Source organism: Algoriphagus hitonicola, from assembly GCF_900113375.1.
Taxonomy (GTDB): Bacteria; Bacteroidota; Bacteroidia; order Cytophagales; family Cyclobacteriaceae; genus Algoriphagus; species Algoriphagus hitonicola.
Map to the genome: position 1 here is coordinate 397,372 of NZ_FOPC01000001.1, position 18,155 is coordinate 415,526.

An 18,155-nucleotide genomic window follows, 5' to 3' on the forward strand; every position below is an offset into this window, starting at 1 on the left:
TTATTCTTTTAATTTTGCAAAGCCTAAATAAACTAATCGTTACTAGGCAAACTCAATATTTATGTATAAAATTCTTGCCAACACGATTTTTTTAGGAAAAGATATACATTTCCTGCCAGTCTGTCATTCAAGCAATGACATCGCACTCCGATTAGTCAGGGAAAAACGGGCTATGGAAGGAACCATCGTGGTTTGCGCTGATCAAGTCCGTGGAAAAGGACAGCGGGGCAATACCTGGGAAACCCAAGCTGGGAAAAATTTGACCTTTTCCCTGGTGTTGAAGCCTGATTTTTTGGATCTAACCGAACAATTTTACCTCAATATGGCCATTTCAAATGCCATACGAAAGATTTTTGAAGAATATGTTGCGGATATCCAAGTGAAATGGCCCAATGATCTGGTTGTGCCCGGATTTGGGAAAATCGGGGGAATTTTGATCGAAAATATTTTAGCCACTAAAGGTTGGGAATTTGCCATCGTAGGAATCGGGCTAAATATCAATCAGGAAATCTATTCAACTCCTAAGGCTACTTCACTTAGAAAGTTGACTGGATCAGAATTTGACTTGGAGGAAATTTTCAGACTGTTGATTATTCAGATTGAGCAGAATTATATCCGATTAAAGCAAAATGCGCTTTCGGCCTTAAAAAAGGAATATCTCCGACATCTGTACCTTTGGGATCAGTGGCAAACATTTGACACAAAATCTGGTAGTATAGTGGGGAAAATTTCAGGAATCGATCCTCAGGGAAAGCTGGAATTGACACTGGAAAACGGTGAGCTTCAATTCTTTGATTTTAAGGAGATTCGCTTTCCCGGAATGTGAATTTGATTTTAAATTCCAAGATTTAAGCGGTACCTTTGCACGAGTTTTTGAAAAAAAGATCTTATCAATTAACACAATTCATATGTCAGAAATTAAGTCTGAAAAATTTATTCCGTTTAAAGTAAAAGATATCTCACTAGCGGAGTGGGGAAGAAAAGAGATCAAACTTGCCGAGGCAGAAATGCCCGGTTTGATGGCCTTGAGAGAGGAATATGGTGCAGCTCAGCCTTTGAAAGGCGCTCGCATTGCTGGATGTCTGCACATGACTATTCAAACTGCGGTTTTGATTGAGACCTTGGTGGCTTTAGGTGCAGAGGTGACTTGGTCTTCATGCAATATTTTTTCTACACAGGATCACGCTGCTGCGGCAATTGCTGCTGCGGGGATTTCAGTTTATGCCTGGAAAGGAATGACTGCCGAGGAATTTGACTGGTGTATTGAGCAGACCTTGTTTTTCGGTGATGAGAGACAGCCGCTTAATATGATCTTGGATGATGGTGGAGATCTGACCAATATGGTTTTGGATAATTATCCGGAATTGGTTGGCGGGATCCGAGGCTTGTCTGAGGAGACGACCACAGGGGTTCATAGACTTTATGAGCGCATGAAAAACGGTACTTTACCGATGCCTGCCATCAATGTCAATGATTCAGTTACCAAATCCAAATTTGACAATAAATACGGATGTAAGGAATCTTTGGTCGATGCGATCCGAAGAGCTACTGATGTCATGATGGCTGGAAAAGTCGCTGTCGTGGCTGGATACGGTGATGTGGGCAAAGGATCCGCGGCCTCTTTGCGAGGAGCTGGAGCTAGAGTGATTGTCACGGAGATCGATCCAATCTGCGCGCTTCAGGCTGCCATGGATGGTTTTGCTGTGAAAAAAATGGCTGATGCAGTCAAAGAAGCTGATATCGTGGTAACGGCCACTGGAAATAAAGACATCATCACCGGAGAGCATTTCTTGGGGATGAAAGATAAAACGATCGTTTGTAATATCGGCCACTTCGACAATGAGATCGATATGGCTTGGTTAAACAAAAACTATGGACACACCAAAAACGTCATCAAGCCTCAAGTGGATTTGTATGATTTGGATGGCAAAGAGTTGATTATTTTGGCAGAAGGAAGATTAGTGAATCTGGGATGTGCGACTGGTCACCCGTCTTTTGTGATGTCAAATTCATTTACCAATCAAACCTTGGCTCAATTGGAGCTTTGGGAAAAGCACGAGGAATATCAGCCAGGAGTCTATGTGCTTCCAAAAAATCTAGACGAAAAAGTAGCCGCACTTCACCTCGCCAAATTGGGTGTGGAGTTGGAAACGCTTTCTGAAGATCAGGCCAAATATATCGGAGTAGAGGTACAAGGGCCGTTTAAGCCTGAGTATTATCGATACTAAAATCCTTTTCGAATTAAAAAAATCAAAGCCCCGAAAATTCTTCGGGGCTTTTTTAGTTTTTATGTTTTGACTAATTATTTAACTGTAGCCTTCTTCCATCAGGCAATTGAGCGAAGGCCAAAACTTTACAGTCCAGTTCATTTTCGAAGGTAAGTGTGTGATTGACCTCCTCATTCTCTTCTCTGCCAACTTGCCAAGTCTCCGATCCTTCTAGCTGCAAGATTTGATCACTTTTAAAACAGTTGATGGAGATTAATTTAGGACTAGATACGGTAAGCTTAATTGTTCGCCCGACTGCATTTCTTCCAGATAGATTCCCTGTGGTGGTGAAGGATTGAACTCTAAAATCACTTCTTGAGATTGAATGGGAAAATTCTCCCGAAATAGGATAGGTCATGTCGTTTTCGAAAATCAAAACCAACTCATCAAAGCTTTCTGTGAATTCCGAAAGGGAGATTTGTTTGAAATTGCGTGTGCCTGAAAGCTGGGCTTCTCCAAGCTGATAATTGTTGTAGATTATAGTTCTGTAGGATGCGTTTGATGTGTTGACGAATGAAATGGTGATTTTTCCACTTCGATTGTTAACTGGATCGGCTTCAGCTTCATAGGATTGGTCAAAATCCAGCGTAACTTGTCGCATTGCTGAATTGATTTCTATTTTTGGGAAACCTGGGAGGCTCGTAGAATCCATGGATTCAAAATCCGAGAAGCTGTAAGTGAAAAGCGGTGAGCTTTCTCCCAAAGTCCTAGAAATATCAAACAGCTGCATCGCCTCAGTGGGCAAACTCGTCTGGATGACTCGGTCTGTATCATCTTGACAGGCGAATCCAAAAACCAGAAGAAATAGTGAAATGTAAATTTTAAAAGGTTTCATACTGCTTATAGAAACGGAAAATGGAAGGCTTTATTTACTTTCAATTACCAGGCCGTATCCTTATCTTGTCCCAAGTCAATTCAAAAATAATATGATTTTAAACGAAGGAATGCTTAAAGCCGGTTCTTTAAAAGGAAAAAATATCCTAATCACCGGTGGAGGTACAGGTTTGGGCAAATCCATGGGCTTGTATTTTTTGGAGCTTGGGGCAAATTTGGTGATTACCTCCAGAAAATTGGATGTGCTGGAGCAATCTGCCAAAGAAATGATGAATGAAAAAGGAGGTCAGGTCTTGCCGCTTTCCTGCGATGTCAGATCTATCGATGAGGTGGAAAAAATGTGGGAGGAGGCCAAAGCCAGATTTGGTCAAATCGACGTGGTGCTCAACAATGCCGCGGGTAATTTTATCAGCCCTACAGAGCGGCTATCAACCAATGCTTTCAATACGGTTTTGGATATTGTGCTGAAAGGGACTTCGCAAGTGACCTTGACCGCAGGTAAAGACTGGATAGCCCGGAAACAAAGCGGGACTTTTTTGAATATTGTGACTACTTATGCCTGGACTGGTTCGGGCTATGTAGTTCCTTCAGCTGCGGCCAAGGCCGGTGTTTTGGCTTTGACACGAAGCTTGGCCGTGGAGTGGGCCAAATACGGTATCCGATCCAATGCAATAGCGCCCGGACCATTTCCTACCGAGGGCGCCTGGAGCAGGTTGCTTCCCGGAGATCTGGTCAAGAAGTTTGATCCGGCCAAAAAAGTACCGGTAGGTCGAGTAGGGGAGCATCAGGAGTTGGCCAATATTGCGGCCTATTTGGTGTCGGATTATTCTTCCTTTGTCAATGGTGAAGTGATTACCATCGATGGGGGAGAATGGCTCAAAGGTGCTGGAGAATTTAATAATCTGGATCAGATTCCGGAGGGAATGTGGGATATGCTTGAAGCCAGCAGAAGAAAAAAAGCATGAGCCCCAAGTTGATTTGGGGCTATCTGAAAGCAAAATGGAAGATCAGGAATCTTTGATTGAAAGGCTATGGGAGTCTTGGTCGAGATCTGTTTCCTTTTCCAGCGACTTGTGATGCTGAACTGATTCCTTGATGCTTTTTTTCAAGGCTAAGTCAAGCTCTTTGGTTTCCTTTTTGATGATGTCCACGATTCGCCTTGACTCGACAGACTGAGCTTCAATATCCAAGACTTCCAATAAGCCAAGAATATTAGCCACCCGGGCACGGAGCGTATGGGATTGTTTGAATGCCAGTTCTTTTAGAAAAAAATGATGTTCCTTCAACCAAAGTTCTTGTTTTTTGCGCTCTGAGATATCGATGATTAAACCCAAAACCCGAAGCGGTTTCCCTTCAGAGGTGGAGGTGATTGTTTTTCCAAAGCCAACCACCCAGATTGTCTGAAACTGTTTGGTGATCATCCGAAATTCTCTTTTGAAAGGGAGGTTTGGGGTGTTTTTAAAATGGCGGACCATGTCCATGGTCAAGACCGTGTAATCTTCAGGATGAATATGCTTTTGCCAAGGTATTTCGGTGGTTAATTCAACCTCTTTTTCTGAATAGCCCAATGCCTGCGCCAAACTGGTACTGATGGAATTTTTTTTACTGAAAGGGTCAAAATCCCAAAACCCGATAAGTTTATTATCTAAAAGACTTTCCAGTAATTCATTGGAATTGTCACTTTGTTCGAGAATTTCCCCCAGACCAATGTCATACGGTTTTTTGGATTCCAAAGGATGACCTATCCCGAGGCAAGTGCCAAAATCCTCCGAAATGAAATAAAATTCCCATTTGGTTGGAATGGTGGTACCGATCGAATAATTTATTTTCCGAAGGTTGACAATAAAGGACTGCTGATGATTATTCCATGCTTTTAACCGGTTATTTTCATACTTTACCCAATCCGATGAAGTAAAGCAATCCGAAAAACGAATGGGTTGATCGCTATTGTCAAACAGTGAAGGGACCGGTCCAATCCCCGAGTCGGAAGACAAAACTCTTCCCTCTCTATCCAGTGTGACCTGCATAAAGTATTCTGAATTGATGGCGATCTGCGCCAAAACTTCCAGAGACTTTCTATCAACCATGGTGTAAAAATAAGAAATTACAGATTCAATATATTTAAAAAGCATTAATATTTATTCAAAATACAAAAAAAATAATACATAATGGATTTCGAATCAATGAAATTAAACAGAACTGAATTCGGTCAAGCATCAAATCAGGGGAATGTCATCAGCGAAGAAGAGGCATTTGAGCTATTGCAAGATTGGGTCAAAAATGAGAAGCTAATCGTTCATATGAGGCAGGTAGGACATCTTATGAGAGAGTATGCCGCATCAATAGGTTTGTCTGAGGAGGATCAATATCGATGGTTTTTGGCGGGATTACTTCATGATGCAGATTGGGAAAAATGGCCCGAGACACATTGTCACAAAATCATTGAAGAATTGGAAGACCGATCCGTAGATCCGGAAATCATCCGTGCTATTGCATCGCATGGTCCGCGATACTTTGGGGTGGAGCCTGTAACGCCAATGGATAAAATGCTCTATGCTTTCGATGAACTGAGTGGTTTTGTCCATGCCTATTCACTGATGCGCCCCAATGACTATGAGGGGATGGAAGTGAAAGGAGTGAAAAAACGACTTAAAGATAAAACCTTCGCCGCTCAGGTCAGCAGGGAGGATATCGCTGATGCCTCTGCTCGGGCAGGCATTTCTGTGGAGGACTTGATTCGCTTTGTGATCGACCATCAGCCAAATGCACTGAATTAATCAAAAAAGGCCGCTAATCGCGGCCTGATTTTTATTCCTGTTCTTCTTCTACATTTTCAAGGGGTTTGAAATTCCCCGGAGGTAGATCGGGTTTTTCTAATTCGCTATCGTAAGGGAATACCTCTACAATCGGACTCTCCGTGATATCGGGAACCCGGAAACTCACCAGCATATTATTCAAGCTTTCCTGAATTCGGTCATAGGCCTGCTTTACGTCTTCGGCTGTCACGATCATGTATTGGGTTACTTTCTTTTCCTTGCCATTATCTCCATCTGCAACCAAATAAGTGATTTTGCATTTGTGCCATAGGTCCGCGTCTTCATAGAAGAAAACATCGACAATATTGCTTTTGCTGATACCGGTGACTTGGAAGTCACCACGTATCTGTGATCCTAATCGGTCATAGAGGATTGCCTCGGCTTCCGTAAAGGAAACGGCATCCACGAGATACTGCTCTGAAATATTTTTTAACAAGCCTTGCTCATTTTCTTTAGCATACTTGACTTTACACAAAAACCAGGTTCTCATAATATTTTCAATTGGGCTTTGAAGGTAAAGCTTATCAGGGGATTGATCATACTTGCAAGCCTGAAAATTATTTTGTTTTTAATTCAAGAGAATTTAAATCTTTGACTATCAGAAATCTGTGGATTTGAATTTTCTTCTGCTTAAAAAAGAAGTATATTTTAGCGAATACTCCATCATGGCAAACAAGATTTGGTATAGTTTTCCGATTCAGCTTTTGCTCCTGCATTTGCGAAAAAATCTGGCCCTTGTGCTGATTTGGGTGCTATTATTAGCAATCATTTTCGAGTCTTTTGGCGTGGTGTTGGGGATTCCTTTTCTTTTTTTGGACCCGGAGTACTTGCATCAAGTCTCTTGGATCAGTTTTATGCTCATGGGGTTTGGTTTTGCCGCTTTTACGATGGCCTTCCACATGACGACCTACATCATGGACGGGCGGCAGTTTTCTTTTTTGGCGGTGACCCATAAACCCTTCATCCATTACTGCATCAATAATTCCATCATTCCTCTGATTTTTTATCTCTGTTACTGTTTTCGGTTTATTGGTTTTCAATTGCAAAATGACCTGGAATCAGACTGGCAAGTAGCAGGGTACTTTGGTGGATTTACCTTAGGAAGTTTGCTTTCGTATGGAGTGATTTTCGGCTATTTTGCCTGGACAAACAAGGATTTTTTCGTGCTTTTTGCTGGTAATTTGGACCGAAGGCTACGCAAAGTCAAACTGACTCAAGCTAATGCCCTGAGTAGATTTCGAGAAGCTAAAAATCGAAGAAATCAGGTGCATCATTATTTGGATCTTAATCTAAGACTCCAACCGGTAAGACCGGATATTTCCAGATTTGAGCAGGCAAAATTGCTTCGGGTTTTTGATCAAAATCACCTGAATCTCCTCTTGATTCAGGTTTTCTTGATTGCGTTGGTTCTTTTTTTAGGTGTGTTCAAAGAGCAACCTTTTCTCCAATTACCCGCTGCAATGAGTGCCACGATCCTATTGTCAATTTTGATTATGCTTGTCGGAGCAACTAGTTTTTGGCTCAGAAGCTGGTCCACTGTGACGGTCTTTTTTGGAATTTTGTTGATCAATTACTTCTCCAACTTTGACTTTCTCAATCGCCCACATGAAGCCTATGGCCTAAACTATCAAGCTGAGCCTGCTCCCTATACGATTGAGCAGCTGGATGCGCTGCTTCATCCTGATACGGTGAAAAAAGACCGTCAGAATATGATTCAAATTCTGGACAACTGGAAAGCACAGCAGGAAGACTCTCTTCCCAAGTTAGTCATGATCGCTTCAAGTGGTGGCGGGCAGCGAGCGGCACTCTGGACACTGCATGTGCTGCAATACATCTATGGAATCAGTGACGGTAAGGTAATCAAACAAACCGAACTGATGACGGGGGCATCCGGTGGGGTTTTAGGCGCTGCGATGTTTCGCGAACTTTATCTCCAATCTCTGGAAAATCCCGAGATCAATCCAGCCGACACCATTTACCGTGATCAAATATCAGCGGACAATCTCAACCCGATTATTTTCACCTTATTGGTCAATGATCTACTTATTCGAAATCAATATTTCGAATACGCCGGATACCGACATTTGAAAGACCGGGGATTTGCTTTTGAAAATCAGCTGAATATCAATACGGAAAAATTGCTGGATAAACCGCTAAAAGCCTATAAGGAGCCTGAGTTTTCGGGAAAAATCCCATTGCTACCCGTGACTAGTCTAATCACCAATGATGGGAGAAAATTGATCGTTTCTCCGCACTCCATGTCCTTTTTAGGCACCTCTATTTTGGGAAAAACGGGTGCGATGGAGAAAAAGCAAAGTGTTGATTTTCTCCGCTTTTTTCAAAAACAAGGAAGTGAAAATCTTCGCTTTTTATCAGCTTTGAGAATGAGTTCTACTTTTCCTTTTATTACACCTAATGTCCAATTACCCTCTCGTCCCGTGATGGAAACCATGGACACTGGGCTTTCTGATAATTTTGGGATTCAGGATGCTCTTCGCTTTCTATATGTATTTCAGGAGTGGATTGGTGAAAATACAGCTGGAGTTTACCTGATTACGATTCGAGATTCAGAAAAAATCGAGGAGATTCCTGCTCATCCTTTCCCCAGAATTTTTGAAAAAGTTTTTAATCCTTTGAAAAATATTTATTCCAATTGGTCCAATGTGCAGACTATCCAAAATGAAGTACTTTTTAGCTACATGGCTGAATCCATGCCTTTTCCGCTGGAGAAAATAGAATTTGAGTATGCTCCTGAAAAAGTGCAGCCGGGCGAATTGACATCTACACAGGAAACGATGCAGCGTGCTTCCCTCAATTGGCGATTAACGGCCCGGGAGAAAAAATCAATTTTGATGAGTATCTATACCTCGAAAAACCAAGAAGCTTTGGCCAAATTAAGGGAGATTTTTGAAAAATAACCGTTGAGTATCTACCTCCTTTCAAATGGAGAAAAAGCGGATTTTTATTTTTTGAAATCAATAGGCAAAGCCAAATTTTTTGTAAATAAAATGCATCAGCCAAGCCGGGCCAATCATCAAAAACTGAATATCTTTCAGAAAGGATGGTTTTTTCCCTTCGATTTTATGTCCATAAAACTGGAAAATCCAGGCTACAAAAAAAATCGCCAAACTGATTGCCCATAATTTTCCCGGCAGAATCAAATCAATAAAATTGGCTAAGGCTAGGCAAAGAGCCGAGAAGAACAACATCCCAAAAGCTAATGGCGCGGAAAGTGTCACATAATAAATCAAGACTAAAACCAGGGCGATAGTAGCCCAGTTGGCGAAGTTCTCGAGAAAGGGAAGTATTTCGGGTAGTGGACCGGCAGGTATGCTATAAATCAATCCTACTACGCTGAAAAATATAGCGGGTACACAAAACCAATGAATAAGTTTATTCGTGTGGTTTTGGTGACTCAAGCCATATTCATGAAGTAATGCATCTATTTTTCTCATGGTTTTTTGGGTAATTAGTGGTTAGATTGCTATCAAATTACTAATTCTTGATTTTAATATTTCAATCTGAGTTTAAAATGTTTAGCTATTGGGAGAAGAAAAATTTTTTGAAATACGATTTAGTGGTCGTTGGAGCGGGCTTCGTAGGACTATCTACAGCCATTCATTTCAGCCGAAAACGACCCAAATCAAAGGTTTTGATTCTAGAGCGAGGAGTGTTTCCCAGTGGGGCGAGCACAAAAAATGCCGGTTTTGCCTGCTTCGGTAGCCTCACAGAGCTCTTGGATGATTTTTGGCAGATGACCCCTGACGAGGTCCTGGCATTGGTCCAAAGAAGACATCAGGGATTGCAAAAAATCCGAAAGGAATTTGGAGACAAAAGTATCGCTTATCGTCCCAGCAAAGGGTTTGAACTGCTGGAAGAAAGTCAGATTTCGGCACTGGATCGGATGGATGAAATCAATCAGTTTTTGAAGCCAATCTTCAAAAAGCCAGTATTCACCTCCCTGAAAAAAAAGAAGAATTTTGGCTTTTCGGATCAGATCAAGGCAATTGTTCAGAATGATTTTGAAGGAGAACTTGATCCTGCGAAATATATTCAGGCACTATGGTCCGAGGCCGGTAAGAGGGGAATTAAGATTTTAACCGGCACTGAGGTTGAATCAGTGGACCATACTTCTGGAATAGTGCTTGCCAAAAATCACCTTGCTTCTGATTTAATTGAGTTTGAAGCCAACCAAGTGGCGATTTGTATCAATGCATTTTCTAAAAATCTTTTGCCGGATTTGGACCTTGAGCCCGGACGGGGTTTAGTGATGACTTCGAAAGAATTGGATTCTAGTATTCCTTGGAAGGGAACATTCCATATGGATAAGGGCTATGTTTATTTTAGAAAAGTGGGGAATCGATTATTGCTTGGAGGAGCGAGAAATATCGATGTGGAGGTTGAAAAAACGCTAGAGAACCACGTAAACCCGACAATCAAAGCACATCTCACGCATTTGGCAGAGGACATTATTTTTCCTGGCAAAAAGATAGTATGGGAATTGGAATGGACAGGCGTGATGGCTTTTGGTAGCAAAAAAACACCAATCATTCAGCGAATCGGACCCAAATCAGTCATTGGAGTTAGGCTGGGAGGAATGGGTGTAGCCATCGGATGGCAAGTAGGAAAGGAACTTAGCGTGCTACTCAGAAATGGGAATTAATTTTTTTTGTTTAGATTCAAAACTTCATTTCATTTAAACTGATTCATGGAAGAAAAAACTCGAGTGTCTAGTGTCGGGGAAGCCCTTATTCCCTTGATTTTTTTGATAGTCCTTTTGGTTTTAAATATCCAGGTTTTTGGCACTGATGGACTCTCTGGTTCCAATCAAATCGTCTTGATTTTGTCGGCAGGAGTGGCAGCTTTGGTAGCAGTTTACCGTTTGGGATATCGCTGGGATACGCTTCAGGAAGGAATGGTCAATAGTATCAGCTCTGCCATGTCGAGTATTTTAATTCTTTTTCTAATTGGGGCACTAGCAGGTACTTGGATGATCAGTGGAATTGTGCCGGCTATGATTTACTATGGTTTACAGATTCTAAATCCTGTGATTTTTCTCGTAGCAGCTTGTATTGTATGTGGGATTGTGTCGGTAGCGACAGGAAGCTCCTGGACCACGGTAGCCACTGTAGGGATTGCGCTATTGGGAATAGGAAAAGCCCTGGGTTTTGAAGAAGGTATCATTGCAGGAGCGATTATTTCTGGAGCTTATTTTGGAGATAAAATGTCACCGCTTTCGGATACGACCAACTTGGCACCAGCCATGGCAGGTACTGATCTTTTTACCCATATCCGCCACATGGCGAAAACCACCATTCCCTCGATGACCATCACACTTATTTTGTTTATCGTCATTGGGATGAATTATGAGACCCAGGGATCGGTAGAAAATGTGAAGGCGATTTCGGCGATTATTTTAGAAAAATTCAATATCAATGGCTGGCTCTTTATTGTGCCGGTCGTGGTTTTGGTCATGATAATCAAAAAAGTCCCTGCTATTCCTGCCTTGCTTACGGGTGCTTTGTTGGGCGGTGTTTTTGCGGTGATTTTTCAGCCGCAAATCATTACGGGTATTGCCAACGAAAGCAGTGGATCTTATGCCTATTTGAGTTTCAAAGCCGTGATGATGGCACTTTACGGAGAGATCTCGGTGGTTACCAGCAATGATGTGGTCAATGAACTTTTGATTACCCGAGGAATGGGGGGGATGCTCTATACGATTTGGTTGATTGTCTGTGCGATGGTTTTTGGAGGCATTATGGAAGTCAGTGGAATGCTGCGGGTGCTCGCAGAGGCCATCATCAAAAAAGTGCACACCGTTGGTTCATTGATCGCCTCTACGGCGGCTACTTGTATGTTTTTCAATGTGACTACTTCGGATCAATATTTGGCCATCTTAGTTCCTGGCAGGATGTATGCTGATATTTACAGAAAAAGAGGCTTAAAACCAGAAAATCTCAGCCGGACCTTAGAAGACTCGGCAACAGTAACCTCGGTATTGGTTCCTTGGAATACCTGTGGTGCCACTCAGGCATCAGTTTTAGGTGTAGCCACTTTTGTGTATGCGCCGTATTGTTTTTTTAATATCATCAGTCCCATTATGACGATTCTGTATGGGTACCTGAATATTGGAATAAGTTATTACGAGGAGGACGAAGAAGAATTACAGTATGATTCCATTGCAAATAAGTAAGGAGGAAGTTAATCAGCTTCCGTTGGGACAGTTTGAGGGTGAAATTTACTTAATCGACCAAGCAGAAGATGTAGACGAGGTCGTGGAGTTTTTAGAGAGACAGCATGTGCTGGGTTTTGATACGGAAACCAAACCCGCCTTTAGAAAAGGGGTAGTAAATCAGGTTTCACTGCTGCAGATTTCAACTTCCGAGCAGGCATTTTTATTTCGGTTAAATCATGTCGGTTTTCCGGATTCTATCCGAAATCTTCTTGAGCGGGAGCATATTGTCAAAGTAGGTGCTGCCGTGCATGACGATATCAAAGGCTTGGCAAAATTGACAGATTCTTTTTATGCCAGTTCGTTTTTTGACCTCAATGATGAATTAAAGAAAATAGGCTTTCATAATGTCGGGGTGCGAAATCTCAGCGGAATGGTGTTGGGAATCAGAATATCCAAGTCCGAGCAAGTATCCAATTGGGAGGCGGAGGAACTCACCGAGCGACAGCAACGCTATGCGGCGACAGATGCTTGGGCCTGTTTGGAGATTTTCAAAAAACTGAATGGGGAAGGGTATTTTGACTCACTCTTTAACTTCAAGAATCTCAAGTAGCTCGATCGTTTGAAGTGATTGGTGGACTTCCTCAAAGAGATTTTGTCGCATTTGTAGCGTCGTTTCGCAATCCAGATGCATTTCCTGATTCAGGATTTCCAGATCAAGATTTTTTACCAATTTCATGACCTCATTCATCTGGGGATAGGGGAATTTAATTTTTATCACAGACTTGACTTGCTCCTCGATTATTTCATTGGCCTCAATGGCGAGCGCTGCGGAAGTTTTGTAGGCCTGAATCAAACCGCTGATTCCTAGTTTTGTACCTCCAAAATATCGAACCACAACGATCAAAACGTTGGTCAGTTGATGGGATCTGATCTGCCCTAGGATAGGATCTCCGGCGGAGTGATTGGGTTCACCATCATCATTTGCACGATAATTTTCCCCGTCTTTTCCAAGAATCCACGCAAAGCAATGGTGTCGGGCATTGTAAAAGGTTTTTCTCAGTTCACCGAGATGTGTTTTGATTTCTTCTTCGGTTTTTACAGGAAAAGCGAAATAATGAAACTTGCTGCTTTTGTCTTTATAAAGACCCGAGGAAGTATGGGCAAGGGTACGATAGGAATCAGAAAGATCCATGGAGGCGTTCAAAGGGACCAATTCAAAGTGAAGATCAAAAAACGAAGATAGAAAATTAATACAGGGGATTTCCTGAATCCTTTTGAATTGTCTTATTTTAGACTGATAAATAATACAATGAGCTCAAAAATTTCACTTCAAAAAGTTCAATTAATCGATTTTCCGAAGGTAAAAGATTCTACGGGAATTCTTCATTTTTTAGAGCGGGCAGATTTACTTCCAGAAGGAATCAAGCGAGCTTTTTGGATCAGTGAGGTAAGTGAGCAAAGCAATAGGGGCAAGCATGCTCATCTGCGTGAGTCGCAGGTTTTGGTAGCTGTCAGCGGCATCGTGGAAGTATGGGCTCATCAAGCCGGGCAGAAAGCGGTTAAATTTTCTTTAGACCGTCCCAATTTGGGGGTTTTTATTCCAGCCTTAACTTGGGTGGAAACCAAATTTTCCAAGGGGGCGATTTTATTGGGTTTTTCCAATCAGGAATTTTCAGAAAGTGACTACATCAGAAATCTCGATGAATTTGAAAAATATCAATGAAGTAGCTTTAGGTGAATTCACCCTTTCAGTCTCACAGGGATCTAGCTGTAAGCTGGATTACTTTTTGGCCTCAAATTTTGAAGGACCTACTTCCTCTTCCCTGCTGGAATTTGTCTGGAAAAAAGGTTCAAAGACATTGGCCTGTCTGCCCGTTCGGAGGAAAGAAGGAGGAATTATTACTTCTCTGGATAAGTCTCCTTTCGGAGGAATTTGGGCTCATGCTCAATTAAAATCAGGCTGCATCCAAGAATTCATTGATGCGGTTTTGGATCAATGTAGAATAATGGAAATAAAGGAGTTGCACCTGATTCAGGTGCCAAAACCATACGAACCCCATTCAGATTTAATCAATTATCTACTTTTCAAATCCGGATTTGAACTTCAATCCATTTTATCCCATCAGTTTTTTGTAGGGAAGAAGAAAATCAAAAAACTAGTCGATGAACGATTTGTAAAAACCATGGCAAAACTGAAGCAAGAGCATGCGGAAGTTCGCTCAAGTTCGATTCAGCATTTTTCTTTTTTGGACAATATCAAAAAGTGGAACCAAAAGCGAGGATATGATTTTGGAGTAGATGAGGATAGCCTGATCAAACAGGTTTCTTTGTTTCCAGAGCGGTATTTTTTGATTTCCATCGTGAAAAATGATCAGCCAATAGCCCACAGTTTGGCGGTCAAACTAACGTCAAATTCCCTGTATTATTTTTTATCAGCGATCGATCCAGCTTCAGGATTGAAAAACGGAGGGGATTACATGCTGATGAAGTTGTTTCAATTGGCTGTTTTGGAAAAGTCCGAATTTATTGACTTGGGTACCTCCGATCAGATCAGCAGTGCCAATCATCCCTTAATGTTTTTCAAATCGCGTTTTTCCAACGATATTTCTAATAAAGTCAGTTGGATTAAGTTTCTTTGAGCATGGTAAAACCCACGGTTTGTATTATTTGTATCGCTTACAACCATGAAAAGTGGATCCAAGAAGCCTTGGAAAGTGTCGCTATTCAGGACTATTATTATAAAGAACTGATCATCGTCGATAATGGCAGTACAGATGAAAGCCGTGAAAAAATCCAATCTTGGGTCAATGGATTCACAGGTTTGTTTACGGTCAGAACCGTATTCAAAAATGAGGAGCAACCCTATTGTACTCTTTTCAATGAAGTATTGGCAGATGTAGATTGTGATTATGTGGTGGATTTGGCGGGTGATGATGTCATGTATCCGGACCATCTCAGTCAATCGGTCAAGCAATTGGAGAAAGATAAGTATGCGGCTTTTGTTTTTTCGGATGCCTATATTTTGGACGAAAAAGGCGGGATCAATACCTTTTACAAGCGTAATGGCTTTGGGGAATTGATGGAAGAAATCGAGTTGGGGATAATTTATGAAACCCTGCTCAGAAGGAGTTTTATCTGTGCCGCTACGATTGTCTTCAATGCCCGGATTTTAAAGGCCGAGGGTGGATATGACGCAAGTCTGTATTATGAGGATTTTGATATTCAGCTCCGCTTGACGAGGAAATACCCAGTCTTGTTTTCTGATCATGTGGGGGTCTTAAAGCGGCAGCACGGGGATTCGATGTCTGCAGGACAATATACAAGTCATCGCTCAAACATGCTGCCGAGTACAGTTTTGATCTGTGAAAAGGCCAAAGAAATGAATCGAACTCCAGAGGAAGATCGTGCCTTGGGTGAGCGAGTGATGTACGAACTCAAGCATGCGCTTTGGTCAGCCAATTTCGATGCTGCAGAGGCACTTGTAGATCTAGGTAAAAAGCTCAAAATAAAAAAACTGCTTTTTGGCTTTTATAAACTTTGGACGAAGTTCAGAATAGATATTTCATGGATATATGAAAAAGCTACCTAGCCAACGATCACTTCGATGAATGGACTGTTTTTAAAGTATTTTTCTCCAGTTTGGATAATATCTCTGGTCGAGAAACTTTTCAGAAACTCCAATTTTTTTGAATAAAAGTCCAACGCCAAGTCTGAATGATGTACAGCCCGGAAGCGATCCATTAGATCAAAGGACGAACTAAATCGACTTAGCATTTGACCAATCTGAAAATTCCGGACAGTTTCAAGTTCCTCAGGCTCTAAGGGTTCGTTTACCAATCGCTGAATCTCCTGGTGAATTTCGGAAATGACCGCACGATTAAATGATTTTTGAACATCCGCGCTGACTACCCAATAATTTGAGTTTCCGATTTCGGCGAGACTGGAATAGATTCCATAAGTATGCCCTTTATCTTCCCTGATATTCTTAATCAACCTAGACCCAAAATATCCACCCAAAATGGTATTAAAAACACTAAGTGGAATAAAATCTGGATGATTTTTTGGAATGGATAAGTACCCTAATCGAATACTGCTTTGAACCGCTGTTTCACGATTCTCGTACAGATGCTCCAAAGGATTGATCTCAGGTAAAAGAATTCCTTCTACCTTAGATTTGATGGGAAGCTGCTCAAAATACTGTAGTGTGGCATCAAGCTTTTCCGCAGAAAAATCTCCAGAAATAAAAACTTCCGTTTCTTGCCAAAGCAATTGGTCGCTGTAGAAGCGGATTTTCTCAGGAGTAATTATATCCACTTCCTTTTCTCCAACTTCAAATCCATAAGGATGTGTTGCCCCAAATAGCCCCTTGCGAAAAAGTTGTCCCGCACGGGAGTTGGTTTTTTCCCGTTCGAGCTGTAGGCTTAACTTCCGTTGGGATTTTCGTTTGTCCAGCATTTCTACTGGAAAAGCCGGTTTTTGAACCATTTCAATTAACAAATCCAAAACAGGCATAAGGTGCTTTTGGGTACTCAGGACCGAAAGTCCTTCCTTAGAAAAAGTAAGTATTGGACTGATTTCGCTGGCATGGAAATCCAGAAAGTTGGCAAGATCGGCAGCGGTTTTGTTTTCTGTTCCCTCAGAAAGCATCTGAAGGGTAAAGGATGGCAGAAGTGTTTGCTCCAGTGGAAGTTTATCCCGCTGCCCTAAACAGGTGATATCTATTTTTACCGCATCAATACCTTTGGTAGGAAAAAAGAAAACCTGAATTCCATTTTTAAGGGAGAATTTTTCAGGATAAAGCAATTCAAAATCCTCCGGAATTTTAAATTCAGGAGCTTGACTTCGGTCTAATAGCATTAGTTGGAGGCAATCGTATAAAGCAAGGAAAACCGCAAAGTTTCTGCCAATGGATGATTTTGGGTTTGTGGTACTAAATAGGAAAAGTCAAACCCCAGTCTTTTCATGTCAAATCCTGCCCCCATGGTGAAGTACCTTCTCCCACCTTTGGAGGGGTTTTCGTAAAAGTATCCAGTTCGCAGAGCAAACTTTTCATTGTAGGAATATTCCACCCCGAAAGACACCATTACCTCCTGCAATTCCTCAGAAAATCCATCAGGAGCATCAGCGAAGGATCCAAACATTCCGGAGATCAGAGGACGATTGGGATCTTTTCCTCTCAAGACTTCCAAGTTGCCATTTTCATCCGTATAAAGGCTTCCATTGTCATTGGTTCGATAGACAGGTGGAGTGGGCACTAAAAGTTTGTTGAAATCCAAAGCAAAGGTAATCGAGTTCAATTCATTCAATTCAACGCCATAGGCGGTTCCGATTCTAAAATTGGTCGGGATAAAGTCCAAATCATCAGCGGAATTGTAGGTGATTTTTGGGCCAATATTTGTCAAACTGACACCCCAGGAGAAGGTTCCTTCTTTGGAACCCGCTAAAATAGGCTTGGAGTAATAGAGTCCCACATCCGTTCCCACGCTGATTCCAGGTCTGCCTTCTGATCCTCCTACTGAGGAAATACTCCCGGAGAGGTTGGAATGGATAAATCGGGCGGATATACCCAATCCCAAGTTAGATGATAATTTTCTGGAGTAAGTTCCCCCGATGGCAATATCTCGTGGATTAAACTCGCCTAGCGGGTTTCCTCGACCGTCGGTGAGTTGGATATCACCCATATTGAAATAGCGGAGATCAAAGCCAAAAGCAGAGTTTTCATCGATTTTGATGAAGCCAGTCAGATAGCTTAGAGACATGTCGTTGACCAATTTGCCAAGCCAGGGAGAATAGGAAAGCGAAAAGCCTGCATCGTCCTTGACAAAAGCAAGTTTACCGGCATTCAAGTGAGCCGAATTAGCATCTGGAGAGGTTGCCACCCCTACATCACCCATTCCGGAGTGTCTAGAGTCAGGAGCAAAATTCAAAAAAGGAACAGCCGTAGTGATGACACGTCGCTCCGGATCCTGACCGGAAATGATTACGGAATTTTGCGCAATGGTTGAATAGCTAGCCAGAGCGAAAATTGCAATCAGTATGCTTATCCGGTTTGTTTTGGCCATA

Annotated in this window: 18 protein-coding genes; 11 read left to right on the forward strand and 7 right to left on the reverse strand. The window is 41.9% G+C overall.

Features of this window, described 5'->3' with window-relative positions; translation table 11 throughout:
• The first annotated feature begins 61 nt into the window (after positions 1–61).
• Both BM043_RS01815 and ahcY read left to right on the forward strand, forming a co-directional pair.
• Positions 62–826: a biotin--[acetyl-CoA-carboxylase] ligase gene (locus tag BM043_RS01815; RefSeq protein ID WP_092788526.1), complete on the forward strand. Its 765-nt coding sequence runs from the start codon at positions 62–64 to the stop codon at positions 824–826.
• 82 nt (positions 827–908) lie between these two features.
• A complete protein-coding gene (gene ahcY, locus BM043_RS01820; protein ID WP_092788527.1) occupies positions 909–2,228 on the forward strand; it encodes an adenosylhomocysteinase in 1,320 nt (439 codons plus the stop codon).
• Between the two features lie 70 nt (positions 2,229–2,298).
• Here the strand turns inward: ahcY and BM043_RS01825 are convergent, their stop codons facing one another.
• On the reverse strand, positions 2,299–3,102 hold the full coding sequence (locus BM043_RS01825; protein ID WP_092788528.1) for a hypothetical protein: 804 nt from the start codon (positions 3,100–3,102) through the stop codon (positions 2,299–2,301).
• Between the two features lie 91 nt (positions 3,103–3,193).
• Here BM043_RS01825 and BM043_RS01830 point away from each other — a divergent pair, with 91 nt between their 5' ends.
• Positions 3,194–4,066: an SDR family oxidoreductase gene (locus BM043_RS01830; RefSeq protein WP_092788529.1), complete on the forward strand. Its 873-nt coding sequence runs from the start codon at positions 3,194–3,196 to the stop codon at positions 4,064–4,066.
• A 42-nt stretch (positions 4,067–4,108) separates the two neighbouring features.
• Here the strand turns inward: BM043_RS01830 and BM043_RS01835 are convergent, their stop codons facing one another.
• Positions 4,109–5,188 carry a PAS domain-containing protein gene (locus BM043_RS01835; protein ID WP_177188403.1) on the reverse strand — a complete coding sequence of 360 codons (1,080 nt, stop codon included), beginning with the start codon at positions 5,186–5,188 and terminating at the stop codon, positions 4,109–4,111.
• Between the two features lie 96 nt (positions 5,189–5,284).
• Between BM043_RS01835 and BM043_RS01840 the strand changes: the two genes are divergently transcribed.
• A complete protein-coding gene (locus BM043_RS01840; protein WP_377901331.1) occupies positions 5,285–5,878 on the forward strand; it encodes an HD domain-containing protein in 594 nt (197 codons plus the stop codon).
• A gap of 31 nt (positions 5,879–5,909) precedes the next feature.
• Here BM043_RS01840 and BM043_RS01845 read toward each other — a convergent pair whose 3' ends face one another.
• Positions 5,910–6,407 carry a DUF4494 domain-containing protein gene (locus tag BM043_RS01845; protein WP_092788532.1) on the reverse strand — a complete coding sequence of 166 codons (498 nt, stop codon included), beginning with the start codon at positions 6,405–6,407 and terminating at the stop codon, positions 5,910–5,912.
• Positions 6,408–6,582: 175 nt separating this feature from the next.
• Between BM043_RS01845 and BM043_RS01850 the strand changes: the two genes are divergently transcribed.
• Positions 6,583–8,835 carry a patatin-like phospholipase family protein gene (locus BM043_RS01850; protein ID WP_092788728.1) on the forward strand — a complete coding sequence of 751 codons (2,253 nt, stop codon included), beginning with the start codon at positions 6,583–6,585 and terminating at the stop codon, positions 8,833–8,835.
• Between the two features lie 57 nt (positions 8,836–8,892).
• Here BM043_RS01850 and BM043_RS01855 read toward each other — a convergent pair whose 3' ends face one another.
• A complete protein-coding gene (locus tag BM043_RS01855) occupies positions 8,893–9,372 on the reverse strand; it encodes an Mpo1 family 2-hydroxy fatty acid dioxygenase (protein WP_092788533.1) in 480 nt (159 codons plus the stop codon).
• A 77-nt stretch (positions 9,373–9,449) separates the two neighbouring features.
• Here BM043_RS01855 and BM043_RS01860 point away from each other — a divergent pair, with 77 nt between their 5' ends.
• Genes BM043_RS01860 through BM043_RS01870 form a run of 3 tightly spaced genes read left to right on the forward strand, consistent with a single transcriptional unit; the run spans position 9,450 to position 12,702 of the window.
• Positions 9,450–10,580 carry an NAD(P)/FAD-dependent oxidoreductase gene (locus BM043_RS01860; RefSeq protein WP_092788534.1) on the forward strand — a complete coding sequence of 377 codons (1,131 nt, stop codon included), beginning with the start codon at positions 9,450–9,452 and terminating at the stop codon, positions 10,578–10,580.
• 45 nt (positions 10,581–10,625) lie between these two features.
• On the forward strand, positions 10,626–12,110 hold the full coding sequence (gene nhaC / locus BM043_RS01865) for a Na+/H+ antiporter NhaC (protein ID WP_092788535.1): 1,485 nt from the start codon (positions 10,626–10,628) through the stop codon (positions 12,108–12,110).
• On the forward strand, positions 12,088–12,702 hold the full coding sequence (locus BM043_RS01870) for a 3'-5' exonuclease (RefSeq protein WP_092788536.1): 615 nt from the start codon (positions 12,088–12,090) through the stop codon (positions 12,700–12,702). The genes nhaC and BM043_RS01870 overlap by 23 nt, the downstream gene beginning before the upstream one ends.
• On the opposite strand, the gene BM043_RS01875 is transcribed toward BM043_RS01870, so the two are convergent.
• The gene (locus tag BM043_RS01875) at positions 12,673–13,284 is read right to left on the reverse strand and encodes an IMPACT family protein (RefSeq protein ID WP_092788537.1); all 612 of its coding nucleotides are present in this window, start codon (positions 13,282–13,284) and stop codon (positions 12,673–12,675) included. The genes BM043_RS01870 and BM043_RS01875 overlap by 30 nt on opposite strands.
• Before the next feature lie 117 nt (positions 13,285–13,401).
• Between BM043_RS01875 and BM043_RS01880 the strand changes: the two genes are divergently transcribed.
• From BM043_RS01880 to BM043_RS01890, 3 genes are read left to right on the forward strand one after another with little or no spacing between them, the layout of a single operon-like run.
• Entirely contained in the window at positions 13,402–13,815 is a 414-nt protein-coding gene (locus BM043_RS01880) for a sugar 3,4-ketoisomerase (RefSeq protein ID WP_092788538.1), read from the forward strand.
• A complete protein-coding gene (locus BM043_RS01885; RefSeq protein WP_092788539.1) occupies positions 13,793–14,731 on the forward strand; it encodes a hypothetical protein in 939 nt (312 codons plus the stop codon). Before BM043_RS01880 ends, BM043_RS01885 begins: the two co-directional genes overlap by 23 nt.
• Positions 14,732–14,733: 2 nt before the next feature.
• The gene (locus BM043_RS01890; RefSeq protein WP_092788540.1) at positions 14,734–15,681 is read left to right on the forward strand and encodes a glycosyltransferase family A protein; all 948 of its coding nucleotides are present in this window, start codon (positions 14,734–14,736) and stop codon (positions 15,679–15,681) included.
• Here the strand turns inward: BM043_RS01890 and BM043_RS01895 are convergent.
• Both BM043_RS01895 and porV read right to left on the reverse strand, forming a co-directional pair.
• Positions 15,678–16,949, reverse strand: coding sequence for a M16 family metallopeptidase (locus BM043_RS01895; RefSeq protein WP_092788541.1), 1,272 nt, complete (start codon positions 16,947–16,949; stop codon positions 15,678–15,680). The two genes, BM043_RS01890 and BM043_RS01895, sit on opposite strands and share 4 nt — an antisense overlap.
• Complete coding sequence (gene porV / locus BM043_RS01900; RefSeq protein WP_092788729.1) at positions 16,949–18,154, reverse strand: type IX secretion system outer membrane channel protein PorV; 1,206 nt, start codon at positions 18,152–18,154, stop codon at positions 16,949–16,951. The genes BM043_RS01895 and porV overlap by 1 nt, the downstream gene beginning before the upstream one ends.
• Between the last annotated feature and the right edge of the window lies 1 nt (position 18,155).

Excerpts from the sequence above, each read along its gene's own strand:
- BM043_RS01815 (WP_092788526.1), top strand. The coding sequence starts at position 62 with ATGTATAAAATTCTTGCCAACACGATTTTTTTAGGAAAAGATATACAT.
- ahcY (WP_092788527.1), top strand. The coding sequence starts at position 909 with ATGTCAGAAATTAAGTCTGAAAAATTTATTCCGTTTAAAGTAAAAGAT.
- BM043_RS01825 (WP_092788528.1), bottom strand. The coding sequence starts at position 3,102 with ATGAAACCTTTTAAAATTTACATTTCACTATTTCTTCTGGTTTTTGGA.
- BM043_RS01830 (WP_092788529.1), top strand. The coding sequence starts at position 3,194 with ATGATTTTAAACGAAGGAATGCTTAAAGCCGGTTCTTTAAAAGGAAAA.
- BM043_RS01835 (WP_177188403.1), bottom strand. The coding sequence starts at position 5,188 with ATGGTTGATAGAAAGTCTCTGGAAGTTTTGGCGCAGATCGCCATCAAT.
- BM043_RS01840 (WP_377901331.1), top strand. The coding sequence starts at position 5,285 with ATGAAATTAAACAGAACTGAATTCGGTCAAGCATCAAATCAGGGGAAT.
- BM043_RS01845 (WP_092788532.1), bottom strand. The coding sequence starts at position 6,407 with ATGAGAACCTGGTTTTTGTGTAAAGTCAAGTATGCTAAAGAAAATGAG.
- BM043_RS01850 (WP_092788728.1), top strand. The coding sequence starts at position 6,583 with ATGGCAAACAAGATTTGGTATAGTTTTCCGATTCAGCTTTTGCTCCTG.
- BM043_RS01855 (WP_092788533.1), bottom strand. The coding sequence starts at position 9,372 with ATGAGAAAAATAGATGCATTACTTCATGAATATGGCTTGAGTCACCAA.
- BM043_RS01860 (WP_092788534.1), top strand. The coding sequence starts at position 9,450 with ATGTTTAGCTATTGGGAGAAGAAAAATTTTTTGAAATACGATTTAGTG.
- nhaC (WP_092788535.1), top strand. The coding sequence starts at position 10,626 with ATGGAAGAAAAAACTCGAGTGTCTAGTGTCGGGGAAGCCCTTATTCCC.
- BM043_RS01870 (WP_092788536.1), top strand. The coding sequence starts at position 12,088 with ATGATTCCATTGCAAATAAGTAAGGAGGAAGTTAATCAGCTTCCGTTG.
- BM043_RS01875 (WP_092788537.1), bottom strand. The coding sequence starts at position 13,284 with ATGGATCTTTCTGATTCCTATCGTACCCTTGCCCATACTTCCTCGGGT.
- BM043_RS01880 (WP_092788538.1), top strand. The coding sequence starts at position 13,402 with ATGAGCTCAAAAATTTCACTTCAAAAAGTTCAATTAATCGATTTTCCG.
- BM043_RS01885 (WP_092788539.1), top strand. The coding sequence starts at position 13,793 with ATGAATTTGAAAAATATCAATGAAGTAGCTTTAGGTGAATTCACCCTT.
- BM043_RS01890 (WP_092788540.1), top strand. The coding sequence starts at position 14,734 with ATGGTAAAACCCACGGTTTGTATTATTTGTATCGCTTACAACCATGAA.
- BM043_RS01895 (WP_092788541.1), bottom strand. The coding sequence starts at position 16,949 with ATGCTATTAGACCGAAGTCAAGCTCCTGAATTTAAAATTCCGGAGGAT.
- porV (WP_092788729.1), bottom strand. The coding sequence starts at position 18,154 with ATGGCCAAAACAAACCGGATAAGCATACTGATTGCAATTTTCGCTCTG.